14 protein-coding genes are annotated in these 15,635 nt (G+C 68.8%); 9 read left to right on the top strand and 5 right to left on the bottom strand.

Going from position 1 to position 15,635, the window contains the following annotated elements:
• The first annotated feature begins 4 nt into the window (after positions 1-4).
• The 6 genes from LTH93_RS04970 to LTH93_RS04945 all read left to right on the top strand — a co-directional run bounded on the left by LTH93_RS04970 (position 5) and on the right by LTH93_RS04945 (position 6,651).
• A complete protein-coding gene (locus tag LTH93_RS04970; protein WP_241470256.1) occupies positions 5-2,359 on the top strand; it encodes an ATP-binding cassette domain-containing protein in 2,355 nt (784 codons plus the stop codon).
• A 79-nt stretch (positions 2,360-2,438) separates the two neighbouring features.
• Positions 2,439-2,843 carry a TOBE domain-containing protein gene (locus LTH93_RS04965; protein ID WP_241463689.1) on the top strand — a complete coding sequence of 135 codons (405 nt, stop codon included), beginning with the start codon at positions 2,439-2,441 and terminating at the stop codon, positions 2,841-2,843.
• On the top strand, positions 2,833-3,678 hold the full coding sequence (gene modA / locus LTH93_RS04960) for a molybdate ABC transporter substrate-binding protein (RefSeq protein ID WP_241470255.1): 846 nt from the start codon (positions 2,833-2,835) through the stop codon (positions 3,676-3,678). Before LTH93_RS04965 ends, modA begins: the two co-directional genes overlap by 11 nt.
• Before the next feature lie 5 nt (positions 3,679-3,683).
• Positions 3,684-4,358: a molybdate ABC transporter permease subunit gene (gene modB, locus LTH93_RS04955; RefSeq protein WP_241470254.1), complete on the top strand. Its 675-nt coding sequence runs from the start codon at positions 3,684-3,686 to the stop codon at positions 4,356-4,358.
• Positions 4,343-5,449 carry an ABC transporter ATP-binding protein gene (locus LTH93_RS04950; RefSeq protein WP_241470253.1) on the top strand — a complete coding sequence of 369 codons (1,107 nt, stop codon included), beginning with the start codon at positions 4,343-4,345 and terminating at the stop codon, positions 5,447-5,449. The genes modB and LTH93_RS04950 overlap by 16 nt, the downstream gene beginning before the upstream one ends.
• Positions 5,446-6,651 (top strand): pyridoxal phosphate-dependent aminotransferase, encoded by a 1,206-nt coding sequence (locus LTH93_RS04945; RefSeq protein WP_241470252.1) that lies wholly within the window; start codon positions 5,446-5,448, stop codon positions 6,649-6,651. Before LTH93_RS04950 ends, LTH93_RS04945 begins: the two co-directional genes overlap by 4 nt.
• Before the next feature lie 6 nt (positions 6,652-6,657).
• Here LTH93_RS04945 and LTH93_RS04940 read toward each other — a convergent pair whose 3' ends face one another.
• From LTH93_RS04940 to LTH93_RS04920, 5 genes are all read right to left on the bottom strand, one after another.
• Positions 6,658-8,343, bottom strand: coding sequence for a molybdopterin-dependent oxidoreductase (locus LTH93_RS04940; RefSeq protein WP_241470251.1), 1,686 nt, complete (start codon positions 8,341-8,343; stop codon positions 6,658-6,660).
• 62 nt (positions 8,344-8,405) lie between these two features.
• Positions 8,406-9,218 carry an anti-sigma factor gene (locus tag LTH93_RS04935; RefSeq protein WP_241470250.1) on the bottom strand — a complete coding sequence of 271 codons (813 nt, stop codon included), beginning with the start codon at positions 9,216-9,218 and terminating at the stop codon, positions 8,406-8,408.
• The gene (locus LTH93_RS04930; protein ID WP_241463696.1) at positions 9,215-9,772 is read right to left on the bottom strand and encodes a sigma-70 family RNA polymerase sigma factor; all 558 of its coding nucleotides are present in this window, start codon (positions 9,770-9,772) and stop codon (positions 9,215-9,217) included. Before LTH93_RS04930 ends, LTH93_RS04935 begins: the two co-directional genes overlap by 4 nt.
• Before the next feature lie 228 nt (positions 9,773-10,000).
• Positions 10,001-10,735 (bottom strand): fasciclin domain-containing protein, encoded by a 735-nt coding sequence (locus LTH93_RS04925; RefSeq protein WP_370642674.1) that lies wholly within the window; start codon positions 10,733-10,735, stop codon positions 10,001-10,003.
• 145 nt (positions 10,736-10,880) lie between these two features.
• On the bottom strand, positions 10,881-12,356 hold the full coding sequence (locus LTH93_RS04920) for an SDR family oxidoreductase (protein ID WP_241463698.1): 1,476 nt from the start codon (positions 12,354-12,356) through the stop codon (positions 10,881-10,883).
• 207 nt (positions 12,357-12,563) lie between these two features.
• Between LTH93_RS04920 and idi the strand changes: the two genes are divergently transcribed.
• Genes idi through crtI form a run of 3 tightly spaced genes read left to right on the top strand, consistent with a single transcriptional unit; the run spans position 12,564 to position 15,633 of the window.
• Positions 12,564-13,136 carry an isopentenyl-diphosphate Delta-isomerase gene (gene idi, locus LTH93_RS04915; protein WP_241463699.1) on the top strand — a complete coding sequence of 191 codons (573 nt, stop codon included), beginning with the start codon at positions 12,564-12,566 and terminating at the stop codon, positions 13,134-13,136.
• Positions 13,133-14,008 (top strand): phytoene/squalene synthase family protein, encoded by an 876-nt coding sequence (locus LTH93_RS04910; protein WP_241463700.1) that lies wholly within the window; start codon positions 13,133-13,135, stop codon positions 14,006-14,008. The genes idi and LTH93_RS04910 overlap by 4 nt, the downstream gene beginning before the upstream one ends.
• Positions 14,008-15,633 (top strand): phytoene desaturase family protein, encoded by a 1,626-nt coding sequence (gene crtI / locus LTH93_RS04905; RefSeq protein ID WP_241470249.1) that lies wholly within the window; start codon positions 14,008-14,010, stop codon positions 15,631-15,633. The genes LTH93_RS04910 and crtI overlap by 1 nt, the downstream gene beginning before the upstream one ends.
• The last annotated feature ends 2 nt before the right edge of the window (positions 15,634-15,635 follow it).

Here is a 15,635-nt window from a genome sequence, read left to right as displayed (position 1 = left end):
GCCCATGAACGAGTCCGCACGCCGCCACGACGTCATCGAGGTGATCGGTGCGCGGGAGAACAACCTCAAGGGCTTCAGTCTGCAGATCCCGAAGCGGGCGCTCACGGTCTTCACCGGGGTCTCCGGCTCGGGGAAGTCCTCACTGGTCTTCGGGACCATCGCCGCGGAGTCTCAACGGATGATCAACGAGACCTACAGCGCCTTCCTGCAGGGGTTCATGCCCAGCCTGAACCGGCCAGATGTCGAGGACCTGCAGGGCCTGACCGCGGCGATCGTGGTCAACCAGGAGCGCCTCGGCGCGAACATCCGCTCCACGGTGGGCACCGTGACCGATGTCAACACACTGCTGCGGATCCTCTTCAGCCGAATCGGGGAGCCGCACATCGGCTCCCCGCAGGCCTTCTCCTTCAACGTGGGAAGCATCAGCGGGGCCGGCGCGGTCAGCTTCGAACGCGGCGGAGAGACCACCAAGGAGCGCCGCGAATTCAGCGTCACCGGCGGCATGTGCCCGCGCTGTGACGGCCGCGGCCAGATCAACGACATCGACGTCGCCCAGCTCATCGATGACACCAGGTCGCTGAACGAGGGCGCCATCACCGTGCCCGGGTACAAGGCCGGCGGATGGTCGGTGCGGTACTACTCCGAGTCCGGCTTCTTCGATCCGGACAAGCCGGTGCGGGACTACACCGAGCAGGAACGTCACGACCTGCTGCACCGCGAGCCCGAGAAGGTCAGCATCGGCGGGATCAACATGACCTACCAGGGCCTGGTGCCGCAGGTGCGCAAGTCCATGCTCGCCAAGGACCGCGACGCGATGCAGCCCCATATCCGGGCCTTCGTGGACCGCGCGGTCACCTTCGTCACCTGCCCCGAATGTGACGGGACCAGGTTGAGCGCGCTCACCCGCTCGGTGACGGTCAGGGGCCGCAACATCGCCGAGGTCTGCGCGATGCAGCTCAGCGACCTCGCCGAGTGGCTGCGCGCACTGGAGGCGCCCGCCGTCGCGCCGCTGCGCGCCTCGCTGCTGGAGACCGTGGAACACTTCATCGACATCGGGCTGGGCTACCTGAGCCTGGATCGCCCCGCCGGCACGCTCTCCGGCGGGGAGGCGCAGCGGGTGAAGATGATCCGCCACCTCGGCTCGGCGCTGACCGACATCACCTATGTCTTCGACGAGCCCACCATCGGGCTGCACCCGCATGACATCGCCCGGATGAACACGATGCTGCTGCGGCTGCGCGACAAGGGCAACACCGTGTTGGTGGTCGAGCACAAGCCCGAGACCATCGAGATCGCCGATCATGTGGTGGACCTGGGCCCTCGGGCAGGGGAGGCCGGCGGTGAGCTCTGCTTCGAGGGCACCGTTGCGGCGCTGCGCGGCAGCGCGACGCTGACCGGCCGGCACCTCGGCTACCGGGCGCAGGTCAAGGACCAGGTCCGTGATTCCAGCGGAGCGCTGGAGATCCGGGGTGCGCGGACCAACAACCTGCGCGACGTCGACGTGGACATCCCCACCGGAGTGCTCACCGTGATCACCGGGGTGGCCGGATCGGGGAAGTCCACGCTGATCGAAGGCAGCCTCGCCGGACGCGAGGGGGTGGCCTTCATCGACCAGGCCGGGATCAAGGGCTCCAGCCGCTCGAACCCCGCCACCTACACGGGGCTCCTGGAGCCCATCCGCAAGGCCTTCGCCAAGGCCAACGGGGTCAAGCCCGCACTGTTCAGTGCGAACTCCGAAGGAGCCTGCCCCACCTGCGGCGGCGCCGGGGTCATCTATACCGAGCTGGGCGTGATGGAGACCGTGGCGAGTCCGTGTGAGGACTGCGAGGGCCGCCGCTTCCGCCGCGAGGTGCTTGCCTACACGCTGGGCGACCTGAACATCAGCCAGGTGCTCAACCTCTCGGTGGATCAGGCGCAAGAGTTCTTCTCCGCCGGAGCAGCCCGGCTGCCCGCCGCCACCAAGATCCTCACCCGACTCTCCGACGTCGGACTCGGCTACCTGCGGCTGGGGCAGCCGCTGAACACCCTCTCCGGAGGCGAGCGGCAGCGGATCAAGCTGGCCACGAAGATGTCCGACCCCGGCGGGGTCTACGTCCTGGACGAGCCCACCACCGGGCTGCACCTGGCCGATGTGGAGAACCTGCTGGGCCTGCTCGATCGGCTCGTGGACTCCGGCACCTCTGTGGTGGTGATCGAACACCACCAGGCGGTGATGGCCCATGCCGACTGGATCATCGATCTGGGTCCCGGCGCCGGCACCGACGGCGGGCGGGTGGTCTTCACCGGCACCCCGGCGCAGCTGATCCATGAGGCTGAGACGCTCACCGCTGAACACCTGGGGCGTTACGTGACCGGGTGAGCCCGAGTCAGGTTAGGATTTTGCAGCTGCTGTGAAGACTGTCCGATCTGGCCGCTGATACACCCATATACTCGTCACCATGACGCAGCTGCGAGTTTCACAGGTCGCCCGCCTTCTGGGAGTCAGCTCCGACACCGTGCGCCGGCTGATCAGCGCAGGGACCCTGAGTGGAGCACCTGACGCAGCCGGACGGACCGCCGTCAGCGGCGAGTCCGTGGCGGCCTACGCGCGGTCTCGTTCCGAGCCCGGCTCTGACGGGTCGCGCGTGTCCGCGAGGAACCGGCTCGAGGGCATCGTCACCGAGGTGAAGACCGACGGGGTGATGGCACAGGTCGAGGTCGCCGCAGGCGCATTCAGGCTGACCTCCCTGATGACCCGCGATGCCGCCGAGGAGATGCGCCTGGCCCCAGGCGTTCCCGCCACCGTCGTGGTCAAGGCCACCAACGCGGTGGTCGAACTGGGGGAGATCATCGATGAGCGGTAGAGGCCCGAGCGGCAGAAGGCCGCGTCGCCTGCGCGTCGGCGCAGGGGTGGGCGTCATGCTCGCGGTCACGGGCTGCGCGACGCCCGGGTCAGGCAGTTCAGGGCCGGAGACCGATCAGGGCGCTGCCGACGTGCGGGTGCAGGTCGCGGCCGCAGCCGATCTCAAGTACGCCCTCGACGAGGTGATCGATGAGTTCGCTGTCGATCATCCAGAGGTCGAGGTGGCAGTGACCTATGGCTCCTCCGGGAACTTTGCGGCGCAGATCCGCAACGGAGCTCCGTTCGACGTCTACCTCTCCGCAGACATCGAGCTGGCGCAGGATCTCGCCGAGGACGGATTCGGCGACCCGGACTCAGTCTTCGACTACGCCGTGGGCCGCCTGGTCGTCTGGGCGCCGCAGGATTCCCCCGCGGATGTCGAGGCTGGAATCGACGGGCTCGTCGCGGAGGAGGTGCGCACCGTGGCCATCGCGAATCCGGAGCACGCCCCCTACGGCGAGGCCGCCCAGGCCGCGATTCAGACAGCAGGTGCCACCGAGGAGCTGCAGAGCAAGCTCGTGCTCGGGGAGAACATCGCTCAGGCGGCGGAATTCGTGCTGAGCGGCAACGCCGATGCCGGCATCGTCGCCCTGTCACTGGCGCTCTCACCACCGATGACCGGCGCGGGCAGCCATGTCGAGGTTCCGCTGGACTCGTTCCCCACGCTGCGCCAGGGCGGGATGCTGCTCGATGATGCGACTGTGCAGGATGAAGACTTCGTGGCCTTCATCGGTTCCGAGGAGGGTCAGGCGATCCTTGTCGACTATGGGTTCTACCCGCCCTCGGGCGAGGACTGAGCAGGATGGACTGGGCAGCTGTTGAGCTGAGCATCCGTCTCGCCACGCTGACGACGCTGATCCTGCTCGTCCTGGCGGTGCCGTTGGCGGCGTGGCTGGCGTATTCGAGGCAGCGTTGGACCGCGCTCATCGAAGCGGTGGTGGCGCTGCCGCTGGTGCTGCCCCCCACGGTCCTGGGCTTCTACGTGCTGGTCGCGCTGGGGAACCGGTCGCCGATCGGGCGGTGGTGGGTGGAGCTGACCGGATCTCCGCTGGCGTTCTCCTTCAACGGGCTGCTCATCGCCTCGGTGATCTACAGCCTGCCCTTCGCCGTGCAGCCGATGGTGGCCGCCTTCGTGGGCGTGGATCGACGGCTGCTCGAGGCCTCCACCGTCCTGGGGCGCTCCTGGTCCTCGACGATCCTGCGCGTGGTCCTGCCGCTCTCACGCACCGGGATCACGACCGCCGCGGTGCTCACGTTCGCACACACCATCGGCGAGTTCGGCGTGGTGCTCATGGTCGGCGGCAACATCCCCGGTGAGACCCGGACCATCGCGATCTCCATCTATGACAGCGTCCAGGCCTTCGACTACGACACCGCGGCCACCACGAGCCTGTGGCTGCTGCTGTTCTCCGTCGTCGTCCTCGGGCTGACCTATGGGCTCAACAGCAGGGGGAGGACCATATGGCCGAGGATCTGAACGTGCGGATACGTCACCAGGTCCTCGATGTGGACCTGACCCTCCCGCTGGACGCGTGCGCACCGATCACCGGGGTGTTCGGACCTTCCGGGGCCGGCAAGACGACGCTCCTGCGCTGCATCGCCGGACTCGCCCACCCCGGAGCCGGCTCACGGGTCGCCCTGGGGGGAGAGGTCTGGCAGGGGGAACGACGCGCAGTTCCCGTCCGACGACGCGGGATCGGCTACCTGTTCCAGGACCATGCGCTGTTCCCGCACCTCTCCGTCGCCGCGAACGTCGCCTATGGGATCCCGAAGATGCCACGATCGCTGCGCGAGGAGCGGGTCCGAACGGCTCTGCAGAACGCGCGAGCCGGTCATCTCCTCGACCGGGACACCACGAGCCTCTCCGGCGGGGAGGCGCAGCGCGTGGCTCTGGCCCGCGCGCTGGCGTCCGCTCCGAAGCTGCTGCTCCTCGATGAGCCTTTCAGCGCGCTGGACGCCCCCACCCGCGACCAGCTGCGCGGAGAGCTGCGCGAGATCCTCCTCGCCACCGGCACCCCTGCGCTGCTGGTCACCCATGACCGCTCCGAGGCCTGGGCGCTGGCGGATCGAGTGCTCAGCCTCGCCGACGGCGGAGTCCAGCAGATCGGCTCCGTCGAGGAGGTCTTCAACCGTCCGAGCACGACCTCAGCCGCTCGGGCAGTGGGTGTGGAGAACATCATCCGCGGGGAGATCACCCGACGCAGCGGCGAGAACATCGAAGTCCGGGCGGGAGAGCTGGTGCTGGTCACCCGCAACCCGGAGGGGCTCGAGGTGGGGCAGTCTGCGGCGGTATGCGTTCGCGCGGAGAACATCTCCCTCACCGCGGAGGCACCCGCATCGGCGAAGGCCCCGAACCGCTTCACCGCGCAGGTGGCCGAGATCAGGGAGCGCGGATCCCTGCACCAGATCCGTCTGCAGACCGACCCGGTGATCACCGCCTATGCGCTGGGATCTGGCTCACGCAGCGCGATGCGGCCGGGTGCGCGGGTGAGCGTCGAGGTGCCGATCGAGGATTGCCACACGATCCGAACTGTTCACACGGAGCGAGTCGATAGGCTGGAGCGATGATGCCCTCGCAGAGATCACAGGTGCCCGGATTCGAGGTGATGAGCATCCTGGCCCGGATCGATGCGATGCGCGCCGCCGGTCGGGATGTCGTCTCGCTGACTGCGGGGGAGCCCGGCTCCGGCGCCCCGCCGGCGGTCAACCAGGCGGCCGCGGAGATCCACGCCGGCAACACCGTGCTGAACTACACCGCCGCGATGGGGATCGCCCCGCTGCGCGCGGCGATCGCGGATCACTATGCCCGCTGGTACGGGGTCACCGTGCCGCCGGCGCGGATCGCGATCACCACCGGCTCCTCGGGGGCCTTCATGCTGAGCTTCCTGGCGTCCTTCGACCCGGGTGACCGGGTCGCGCTGGCCCGGCCGGGGTATCCCGCCTACCGCAACATCCTCAGCGCGCTCGGCATCGAAGTGGTGGATCTGGACTGCGGGCCGCAGGAGCGCTTCCAGCCGACCGTCGCCCAGCTCAAGGAACAGCTCGACGCCGGCAACAGCCTGGCCGGCCTGATCCTCGCGTCCCCGGCGAACCCGACGGGCACCATGATCGAACGTGAGCAGCTGAGCGAGCTCTCCGACTGGTGCGCCGACCATGGGGTCCAGCTCATCAGCGACGAGATCTACCACGGCATCAGCTACGGCGCCGAGACCGTGAGCGCCACCGAGATGGGGGAGGAGGCCGTGGTGATCTCCTCGTTCTCCAAGTACTGGGGGATGCCCGGCTGGAGGCTCGGTTGGATGGTGCTGCCCGAACATCTGGTGGACCCGGTCTCCAGGCTCGCCGGAAACGTGGCGCTGTGTCCGCCGCACGCCACCCAGCTCGCAGCCGTGCAGGCCTTCACCCTCGAATCGCTGGACTTCGCCGCATCCCAGGTCAGCGGCTACGCAGCGGCACGCGAGCGGGTGCTGGGACTCATTCCGCAGCTCGGCTGGGGTGAGGTCGCGCCGGCGGACGGCGCCTTCTACGTCTACGCCCATCTGGGCGAGCAGCTCGAGCGGTTCGGGGACTCCCCGACCTACTGCGCGGCGCTGCTGGAAGGCGCCGGCGTCGCCGTCGTGCCGGGCACCGACTTCGATCCGGTGGCAGGGCATCACTGGGTCCGGCTCAGCCTGGCCCCCGGGGAGCAGGCTGTGGCAGAGGGGCTGCGCCGGATACTGGCGTTCCAGGCGGAGCAGGCGGAGCAGGCGGAGCAGACCGGATCAGTCTGACCACGATCACTCCACGCTGAACTCGATCCGGTGCTGCCCGGTCGCGGCGTTCGGGATCGGGTCGCGCCGCTCATCGGTCTGGGTCTCCCCGGCGGCGTTGATCGCGCGCACGGTCACCGAGTGCCGGCCGGAGTCGACGTCGGCGAAGGCATGTCGCCACTGCCGCCAGGTGTCGATGTTGACCTCGTCGCCCAGCTCCACGGCCTCCCAGTCGCCGTCGTCCAGGCGGACCTCGACGGCTTCGATGCCCTCATGCTGGGCCCAGGCGCTGCCGGCGACGACGAGCTCCTCCCCGCTGGCCACCCGGGCCAGCGGCCGAGGCACATCGATGCGTGAGGCGACCAGTATCGGTCCCTCGGCGTCCCAGCCGCGGTCGGTCCAGTAGGCGGTCTCGGCATCGAAGCGGGTGACCTCCAGCTCGGTGACCCACTTGGTCGCCGAGACATAGCCGTAGAGGCCCGGGACGACCATTCGAGCCGGGTAGCCGTGCTGTGCCGGCAGCGGCTCGCCGTTCATGCCCACCGCGAGCAGGCAGGCGCGGTCCTCGTCGGTGAGCACCTCCAGCGGGGTCGACGCCGTCCAGCCGTCGACCGAGCGGGAGAGCACCATGTCGGCCTCGCTCAGCGGTCGGGCCCGGGAGAGCAGCTCGCGGATCGGGTAGCCCAGCCAGGTGGCGTTGCCGAGCAGATCTCCGCCGACCGGGTTCGAGACGCAGGCCAGCGTGATGTGGTGCTCCTGAAGCGGCAGGTCGAGCAGCTCGTCCATGTCGATGGTGACCTCCTCCTCGACCAGGCCATGGATCCGCAGCGTCCAGTCCTGCGGGGCGAGCTCCGGCACCACAAGCGCGGTGTCGATCCGGTAGAAGTCGTTGTTCGGGGTGATGAACGCAGGCACCCCGTCCACGCCGACGCTGGCGCCGGCGGGGATCGCGGCAGCGCGCACCGCGGGGGAGGGGAGGACCAGCCGCGCCGCCGCCGACCCGGCCTCGCGACCGAGCGCGTTGACGGAGCGTCCGAAGGTGATCGAGCCCGCGGCGATGGCGGTGCCGGCGGCGGCCAGGCCCAGGAAACGACGCCGTGAATGGGCGCGCTCGTCCTCGGTGCTGGGGCGGGTGGCAGCGGCGCGCCGGGTATCTGCCGGTTGGTCGAGCGGAGCCGATCCGGCCCGATCCGCCTGAGCAGCCTCGGCGGCCCGGGTGAGCCCGGTGGCGGCGCCGCTGAGCAGCAGCAGGCTGAGGATCCCGAGCCCGGCGCCGACCAGCGTGGGCAGCGCATCAAGCGGGGAGCTCTCCGGGCGCAGCAGCACCACGATCAGCAGGAGCACCGCGACGGCGGAGAACAGGCCCACGGCCAGGCGCAGACTGCGTCGGGCCAGGGCCCCGATCAAGGCCGCCAGGATCATCCCGACGACGCCCATGCTCAGGTAGAGCACCAACTTGTTGTTGCTGCCGAAGTAGGAGATCGCAAAGTCCTGCAGCCAGCTGGGGGAGAGCGTGATGATCGTGGAGCCCAGCGAGACCAGCGGCGAGGAGGCGGGTCCGAAGAGCTGGGAGACCAGATCTGCCACGCCGAGGAAGATCGCGGCTGCGAGGACGCCGGCGAGCAGATGGGGGATCAGACGGCGTCGTCGTCTCGCCGGCCGGGAGGATCCGCGGCCGGCGGTTCCGGGGGTCTCGTGCACTGTCTCAGTCATATCTTCAGTTCGGAGCCGAGCCGCGGTTGGATGGGTGGACGGTGATCTCTGCAGGACCTGGGTCAGAGATCCGCGAGCACCACCGGATCGCTGGTCGGCTCTTCAGAGCCGCCCGCGGGCTCCACGGTGACTCCGAAGATCATGTCCTCATCCATCGCGAGGTCGGTCAGCAGCTCGGTGCTGGTGCCGGTCATCAGGCCGGCGCTGTGCGGGCCCTCCTCGTCGATCAGCCATAGCTGCATGGTCTGATCCGCGGGGAGCTCGGGCATGTCGTGCGGGGTCAGATGCAGCATCTGCTCGGAGACCGAGTAGGCCAGCGTGACGCGCCCGCCGCCGGTGGCCTCGGCCTCGGTGAAGGCCAGGTCCGAGGCGCTGAGCAGCCGCTGGGTGCGCTCGCGCTCAGCCTCGGCGACGGTCAGCGACTCCTGGATCTGGGTGGTGTCGTGCTGCTGGTTGATCAGCGCGCCGGCAAGCACCGCGGAGAGCAGCAGCAGCGTGGAGGCCGCTAGGGCGAAGAGCATGGTGGTCGGACGTCGAGTCTTTTCTGGGCCTGGGCCTGGGCCTGCGCTGGTGACGGGGGCCGAGGCCCCAGCCGCGGTGGGTGCAACAGGTTCCGCAGCGTGCTCAGGTGCAGTCCGCTCCGGTGCAGCCTGCTGGTGCAGCCGGGGGATGTTGAGGATCGCAGCCTCCGTCTCGGCGCTGGGGGCGACGGCATCGTCGGACCCGGCCAGCAGCCCCAGCGTCTCGCAGAAGGACTGGACCTCTTCGGCGAAGTCGGGATCAGCGGCTTCGAGGTCGAGGGCCTCGATCATCTCGGCTTCGGCCAGGGTCCCGAGGGCAAGGCCGGCTGCCAGGTATTCGCGATCGGCGTTCATCCGGCACCTCCTAGCTGAGCCCTGAGTCTTCGCATGCCGTCTCGTATTCTAGATTTCACTGTCCCGAGGGGGACATCGAGTCGCTGTGCGATCTCGGAATGGGAAAGTTCCTGGTAGTAGGCCATCGCGATGGCGGTGGCCTGCTCTTCGGGAAGCGTCTGCAGCGCTGTCTGCGCGCGGGCCGCCTCCACCTGAGTGAGGACTGAGTCCTGGACGTCGGGCTCATGTGCATGAGCCTCCTTCACCCCCTGGGTGAAGTCTCTGTTCTGCTGGGCCTGCACCGCTCTGACCCGGTCGATCGCTCGGCGCCGACACATGGTGGTCAGCCAGGCGCGTCCGCTTCCAGCCTGGACGCGGTAGCTGTGGCAGTTGACCCAGACCTCGGTGAAGATCTCTTGGAGAACCTCCTCCGCCAGTGATCTGTTCCGCAGCACCCGCAGCGCGGTGGCCAGCAGGATCGAGCTCTGTTCGCGGTAGAGCTGCTCGAAGGCCAGCTCATCGCCCTGCTGGATCTTCAGCAGCAGGGTGCCGCACGGGTCTGCGGGAGCACGCACGGGAAGCTGCGCGCGCCCCGCGGCTGACCCGGTACTTCCCGTCTCGTGCATTCCAACAGGATGCCACACCCCGAGGGGTGATTCCTGCACCGACCGACTCCTGCCGATATGCGACGGGAACCGACGAAGGCGGCGCCCCGCACCCCAACAGATGGGTGGGTGCCGAGCGCCGCCTTGGTCGTTCTTCAACTGCGCGGAAGGGTCAGCGGTGACCGTTCCCGCCGAGGATCACTCCTCCTCGGCTGCTGCCGGCATCAGGACGGCGTCGACCATGTAGACGGTGGCGTTGGAGGTCATCACGCCGCCACAGACGAGGCCGGCGTCGTCGAAGGTGAGGTCGTCGCCCTCGCCCTCGATGGTCACGGTCGCGCCGTTGACGGTCTCGTGCTCACCGGCGATCTCATCGGGAGACATCTGGCCGGGGATGACGTGGTAGGTCAGCACCTCGGTCAGCATGTCAGCGTCCTCGACCACTGCGTTGAGGTCTTCCTCGGGGATCTCGCCGAAGGCGTCATCGGTGGGGGCGATCACGGTGAACTCGTCACCGTTGAGCGTGTCGACCAGGTCGACATCGGGGTTCAGCTCGCCGGAGACTGCCGCGGTCAGCGTGGTCAGCATCGGGTTGTTCGAGGCTGCGGTGGCCACTGGATCCTGTGCCATGCCGCCGACGGAGCCGTCACCCTCGGGGACTTCCTCGGCGTAGGCCTCACAGGAGGCGCCGACCAGGTTCGCCGCGGGATCTGATTCGTCCATGGACTCTTCGTCATCCATCGACTCTTCCTCGTCCATGGACTCGGTCTCTTCGTCGGTGGCCTCGGTCTCGGTGCCCTCGGTCTCCTCGGTCATCTCCTGGTCGGTCTCTGCCGCCGGCTCCTCGGCGTTGTCGCCGCAGGCGCTGAGGCCCAGCAGGGCCACCATGCCGATTCCGAGCAGGGAAGTGGTTTTGCGCATCTCGGTCTTCATGACTGAATCTCCTGTTGGTCGCACGTTGGTCTGATTCACAGCCACTGATCGTGGTGTCGACCAGGCCATGTACGCAGAGTTCGGAACCAGAGCAGGATCGGATGGTGAAAATCTGAAAAACCTTTCCAGCCCCACCCGGACCGGGTCAGTCGTTGGCGCTCGCCTGCTCGGCATCGGCGAGGATCCGGGCCGCCATCTTCTTGAAGATGATGGCGTGGAACGGGGTGACCCCGAGCCAGTAGGCGCGTCCGGCGAGGCCGCGGGGGAAGAAGATCGCGCGCTGCCGGTAGCGGGAGCCGGTCCCCTCCGGCTCCACCGTGAATTCCAGCCACGCCTGGCCGGGCACCTTCATCTCGGCACGAAGGCGCAGCAGCCGACCGCGCTGAAGCTCCTCGACCCGCCACCAGTCCAGGGTGTCGCCCAGCGCGAGCTCGCCGCGGCTGCGCCGTCCCCGTCCCATCCCGACGCCGCCGACCAGCTTGTCGGCCAGTCCGCGCAGCGCCCAGGCGCGGGAGAGCGAGAAGTAGCCGGTCTCCCCGCCGATGCCTTCGATGACGGCGAAGACCGCTTCGGGGGAGGCGGTGGAGAGCCGCTCGCGCTCATCGACCAGCACCGAGCGTCCGGTCCATTCCGGGTCCGAGGGCAGTGACTCCGAGGGCACGTCCAGCGGATGGGCGGCGGCCCAGGTGGTCTCCACCCGGTCGGCGGAGATCTTGTCCAGGGCGAGCCGCACCGAGGTCTCGTAGTCGGTGAGTCCCCCTTCGGGGGGTTCGATGATGTCATTGATGATCTGGTCCTTGACCACGCAGTCGTGCTGGAGCGATTCCACCAGCGGGATCGCCAGGGTGCGCGGAATCGGGGTGACCAGATTGACCCACTGGGCGGCGAGCCAGGGGGTGAGCACCGGCAGCGCGATCACGTGGGGCTCGTTGAGCCCGGCGGTGCGGGCGTAGATCTTCATCAGCTGCGCGTAGGTGTGCACATCGGGCCCGCCGATGTCGGCGCGGACGCTGGAGCTCAGCTCGATGTCCATGGCGCGGGTCAGGTAGTGCAGCGCATCGCGCACCGCGATGGGCTGGATCTGGTTCAGCACCCATTTCGGGGCGGGCATGACCGGCAGCACGTCGGTGAGGTGGCGGATCATCTCGAAGCTGGCGGAGCCGGAGCCGATCACCAGTCCGGCCTGCAGGGTCAGCGTGGGGACGCCGCTGGACTCCAGCACCTCGCCCACGTGGACTCGGGAGCGCAGGTGCGCGCTGAGCTCACCTGCGCTGGTGTCGGGGTGGAGGCCGGCGAGGTAGACGATATGGTCGACGCCCGCTTCCTTCGCCGCGGTCCCCAGGACCTCGGCGCACCGCTCGTCGAGCTCTTCGAAGCTGCGGTCAGAGGTCATCGAATGGACCAGGTAGTAGGCGGTGTCAGCACCCTCGCAGAGGTCTCGGGCGGCCTCGGGGTCGGTGAGGTCCCCTTCTACGACGGTGACCTCGTCACGCCAGGGGACATCGCGCAGCGCCTCTGCCCGGCGCGTGAGCACCCGCACCTTGTGTCCTGCGCGGAGCAGCTGGGGCACCAGCCGCCCTCCGATATATCCAGTCGCTCCGGTCACCGCTGCTGTTGCCATCTGGCCCACGTCCTCGCTCGAAGATCTCCGCGGCTTCAACAGCGTGCAAGGCCGTGCCGCGGCACGTTGCGGTCAATCTAACACCGTCATCTGCGCGGACTCTGAGTAAGTCATACCGAGTCAGCTTCTGGTCATGGTCACGTCTTATCCGCGCGGCGACTGTGACGTGTCCCGCACGCGGGCGGCTTCTGTAGTTATGCTCGATCCATGACTTCAGGCTCGTCCTCGACAGAGGAACACGTTGTTCTCCTTTCGGAGGCCGGAGCGCCCGTGGGCTCCGCCCCCAAGGCCACGGTGCACACCGCTGACACCCCGCTGCATCTCGGGTTCTCCTGCTATCTCTTCGACGCCGCGGGCCAGCTGCTGCTCACCCGTCGGGCGCTGTCCAAGACCACCTGGCCGGGAGTGTGGACCAACAGCTTCTGCGGACACCCCGGCCTGGAGGAGGAGCTCACCGACGCCGTGCGCCGGCGGGCCCACGAGGAGCTCGGTGCGGAGCTGACCGAGATCCGTGCCGCGCTGCCGGAGTTCAGGTATCGCGCGGTGGACGCCAGCGGCGTCGTCGAGAACGAGATCTGCCCGGTCTTCACCGCGGTGCTGACCTCGGAGCTGGCGCCGGTGGATGACGAGGTCAGTGAGTGGCAGTTCTGCGAGCTGGACGCCGTGAAGCGCGCCGTGGCCGATGCGCCCTTCGCGTTCAGCCCCTGGATGGTCGAGCAGCTCGCCGCCCTGGAACATCTTGCCTCGTTCAAGCAGCCCGGCCGAGGTGCCACCGCGTGAGCGCCCCCGCTGATCCGGCAGAACACTTCACCTCCACCGCGCGTGCCGCCGCGGACCGGGTGATCTCCTCCTACTCCACCTCATTCGGGCTGGCCACCCGGCTTCTGGGTCCGCGTCACCGCAGCCACGTGCGCAGCATCTACGCCCTGGTCCGGGTCGCCGATGAGGTGGTCGACGGTGCCGCCAGCGCGGCCGGACTGGATTCGGCGCAGAAGGCCGAGGCGTTGGAGCACTATGCCGAGGAGACCCGACGCGCTCTGGCCCGCGGGTACAGCACCGATCTGGTGGTGCACGCCTTCGCCCGCACCGCCATCGAGGCGCAGATCGGGCTGGACCTGATCGATCCCTTCTTCGACTCGATGCGCGCGGATCTGGAACCGGCCTCCTATGGCGCCGCCGAGCACGCGAGCTATGTCTACGGCTCCGCCGAGGTGATCGGGCTGATGTGTCTGCAGGTGTTCCTGCGCGAAGTCCAGCGCACGCCCGCCGAGCGCGAGATCCTCATCAACGGGGCGCGTGCGCTGGGGGCGGCGTTCCAGAACATCAACTTTCTGCGCGACCTCGCCGAAGACACTGCGGAGCTCGGGCGCGACTACCTGGACGGCGGCGCGGGTCTCACCGAGGCCCAGCGCCAGGCGTGGGTGGACACGATCCGAGGCCAGCTCGCCGAGGCCCGGGCCGCGATGCCGCTGCTCCCGCGCGATGCGCGCACCGCGGTGCGCAGCGCCTGTGCACTCTTCGAGGCGCTGCTCGAGAAGATCGCGGTGACACCGGTGGAGGAGCTCTACCATTCAAGGGTCCGGGTCTCGAATGCCTGCAAAGCAGGGCTGGCCGCCCGGTCCGCCCTGACCACACGACTGGAGACCCACTGATGCCTCGCACCATTGTGATCGGCGCCGGAGTCGCCGGACTCGCCAGCGCCGCGCTGCTGGCCCGTGAAGGCCATGACGTCCTGGTCCTGGAGAAGGGCACCCGCACCGGCGGTCGGGCCGGGATGCTGGCCGAGGACGGCTTCCAGTTCGACACCGGCCCCTCCTGGTACCTGATGCCCTCGGTCTTCGAGCACTTCTACAACCTGATGGGCACGACGTCGGCGGAGCAGCTCACGCTGGTGGACCTGGACCCCGCCTACCGGGTCTACTCCGAGCCCGAACCCGGCCGGCCGCCGTCGGCTCCGGTGGACCTGCCCAAGGGTGCGGAGCGGGTCCGGGCGCTCTTCGAGGAGCTCGAACCAGGCAGCGGGCCGGCGCTGGACAAGTACATCGCGTCGGCCAAGCGCACCACCGAGATCGCCGAGCGGCGCTTCCTCTACAACCCCTTCAAGCGGCTGGACAACCTGGCAGTCCCCGAGGTGCTCAAGTGCGCCCCGGAGCTCGCGCGGCTGCTGCTGACCTCGTTGGAGCGCTTCGTGCAGCGTCGGTTCAAGCATCCGGTGCTGCGCCAGATCCTCGGCTACCCGGCGGTATTCCTGGGCACCCGGCCGCAGGACGCGCCCGCCATGTACCACCTGATGAGCGCCCTGGACCTCGACGACGGCGTGCGGTACCCGCTCGGCGGATTCTGGGAGGTCATCGCGAGCTTCCGGCGCCTCGCAGAAGGAGCTGGGGCCGAGATCACCACCGGCGCAGAGGTCCTCGAGATCCTCACCGAATCCGCACCTGGTTCCAGGTTCCGGACCGGCCCGCGCCGCACCGCCACCGGCGTCCGCTGGCGCGACGAGCAGGGCACGGTGCACACCGAGCGCGCCGATCACGTGGTCTCCGCGGCGGATCTGCACCACACCGAGACCGCCCTGCTCTCTGCCCAGGACCGCAACTACCCCGAGGCCTGGTGGGACAAGGTCACTTCCGGCCCCGGTGCGGTGCTGGTGATGCTCGGGGTGCGCGGGAAGCTCCCAGAGCTCGCCCACCATTCGCTGTTCTTCACCCGGGACTGGACCGCGAACTTCGAGTCCATCTTCGGAGCGAGCCCCTCCATCCCGACGCCAGCCTCCTCCTACGTCTGCCGGGCCAGCGCGAGCGAACCGGGACTGGCGCCGGAGGATCACGAGAACCTCTTCGTGCTGATCCCGGTCCCGGCTGACGTCTCCCTGGGCGCAGGCGGCCGCGACGGCGCCGGGGACCCGGCCGTGGAGCAGATCGCGCAGGCGGCCATCGAGCAGATCGGCGGCTGGGCCGGGATCGAGGACTTCGAGGACCGGATCGTGCTGCGTGAGACCGTCGGCCCCGCGGACTTCGCGGCGGACTACAACTCCTGGCGCGGCTCGGTGCTGGGCCAGGCGCACACGCTGCGGCAGTCCGCGATGTTCCGCCCGCAGAACGTCTCGCCCAAGGTGAGCGGGCTCTACTACGCCGGGGGCACCGTGGCGCCGGGAATCGGCGTGCCGATGTGTCTGATCAGCGCGGAGCTGGTGCTCAAGCACCTGCGCCGCGACTACAGCGCCGGACCGCTGAGTCCCGATTCGCTGCGTCCTGCGCGTGCAGGTGCGGCAGGCTGATC

It is taken from the genome of Nesterenkonia sp. DZ6 (assembly GCF_022565835.1).
Taxonomy (GTDB): domain Bacteria; phylum Actinomycetota; class Actinomycetes; order Actinomycetales; family Micrococcaceae; genus Nesterenkonia.
The sequence above is the reverse complement of the archived record's forward strand: the minus strand, read 5'-3'. Positions and strand labels throughout refer to the sequence as shown.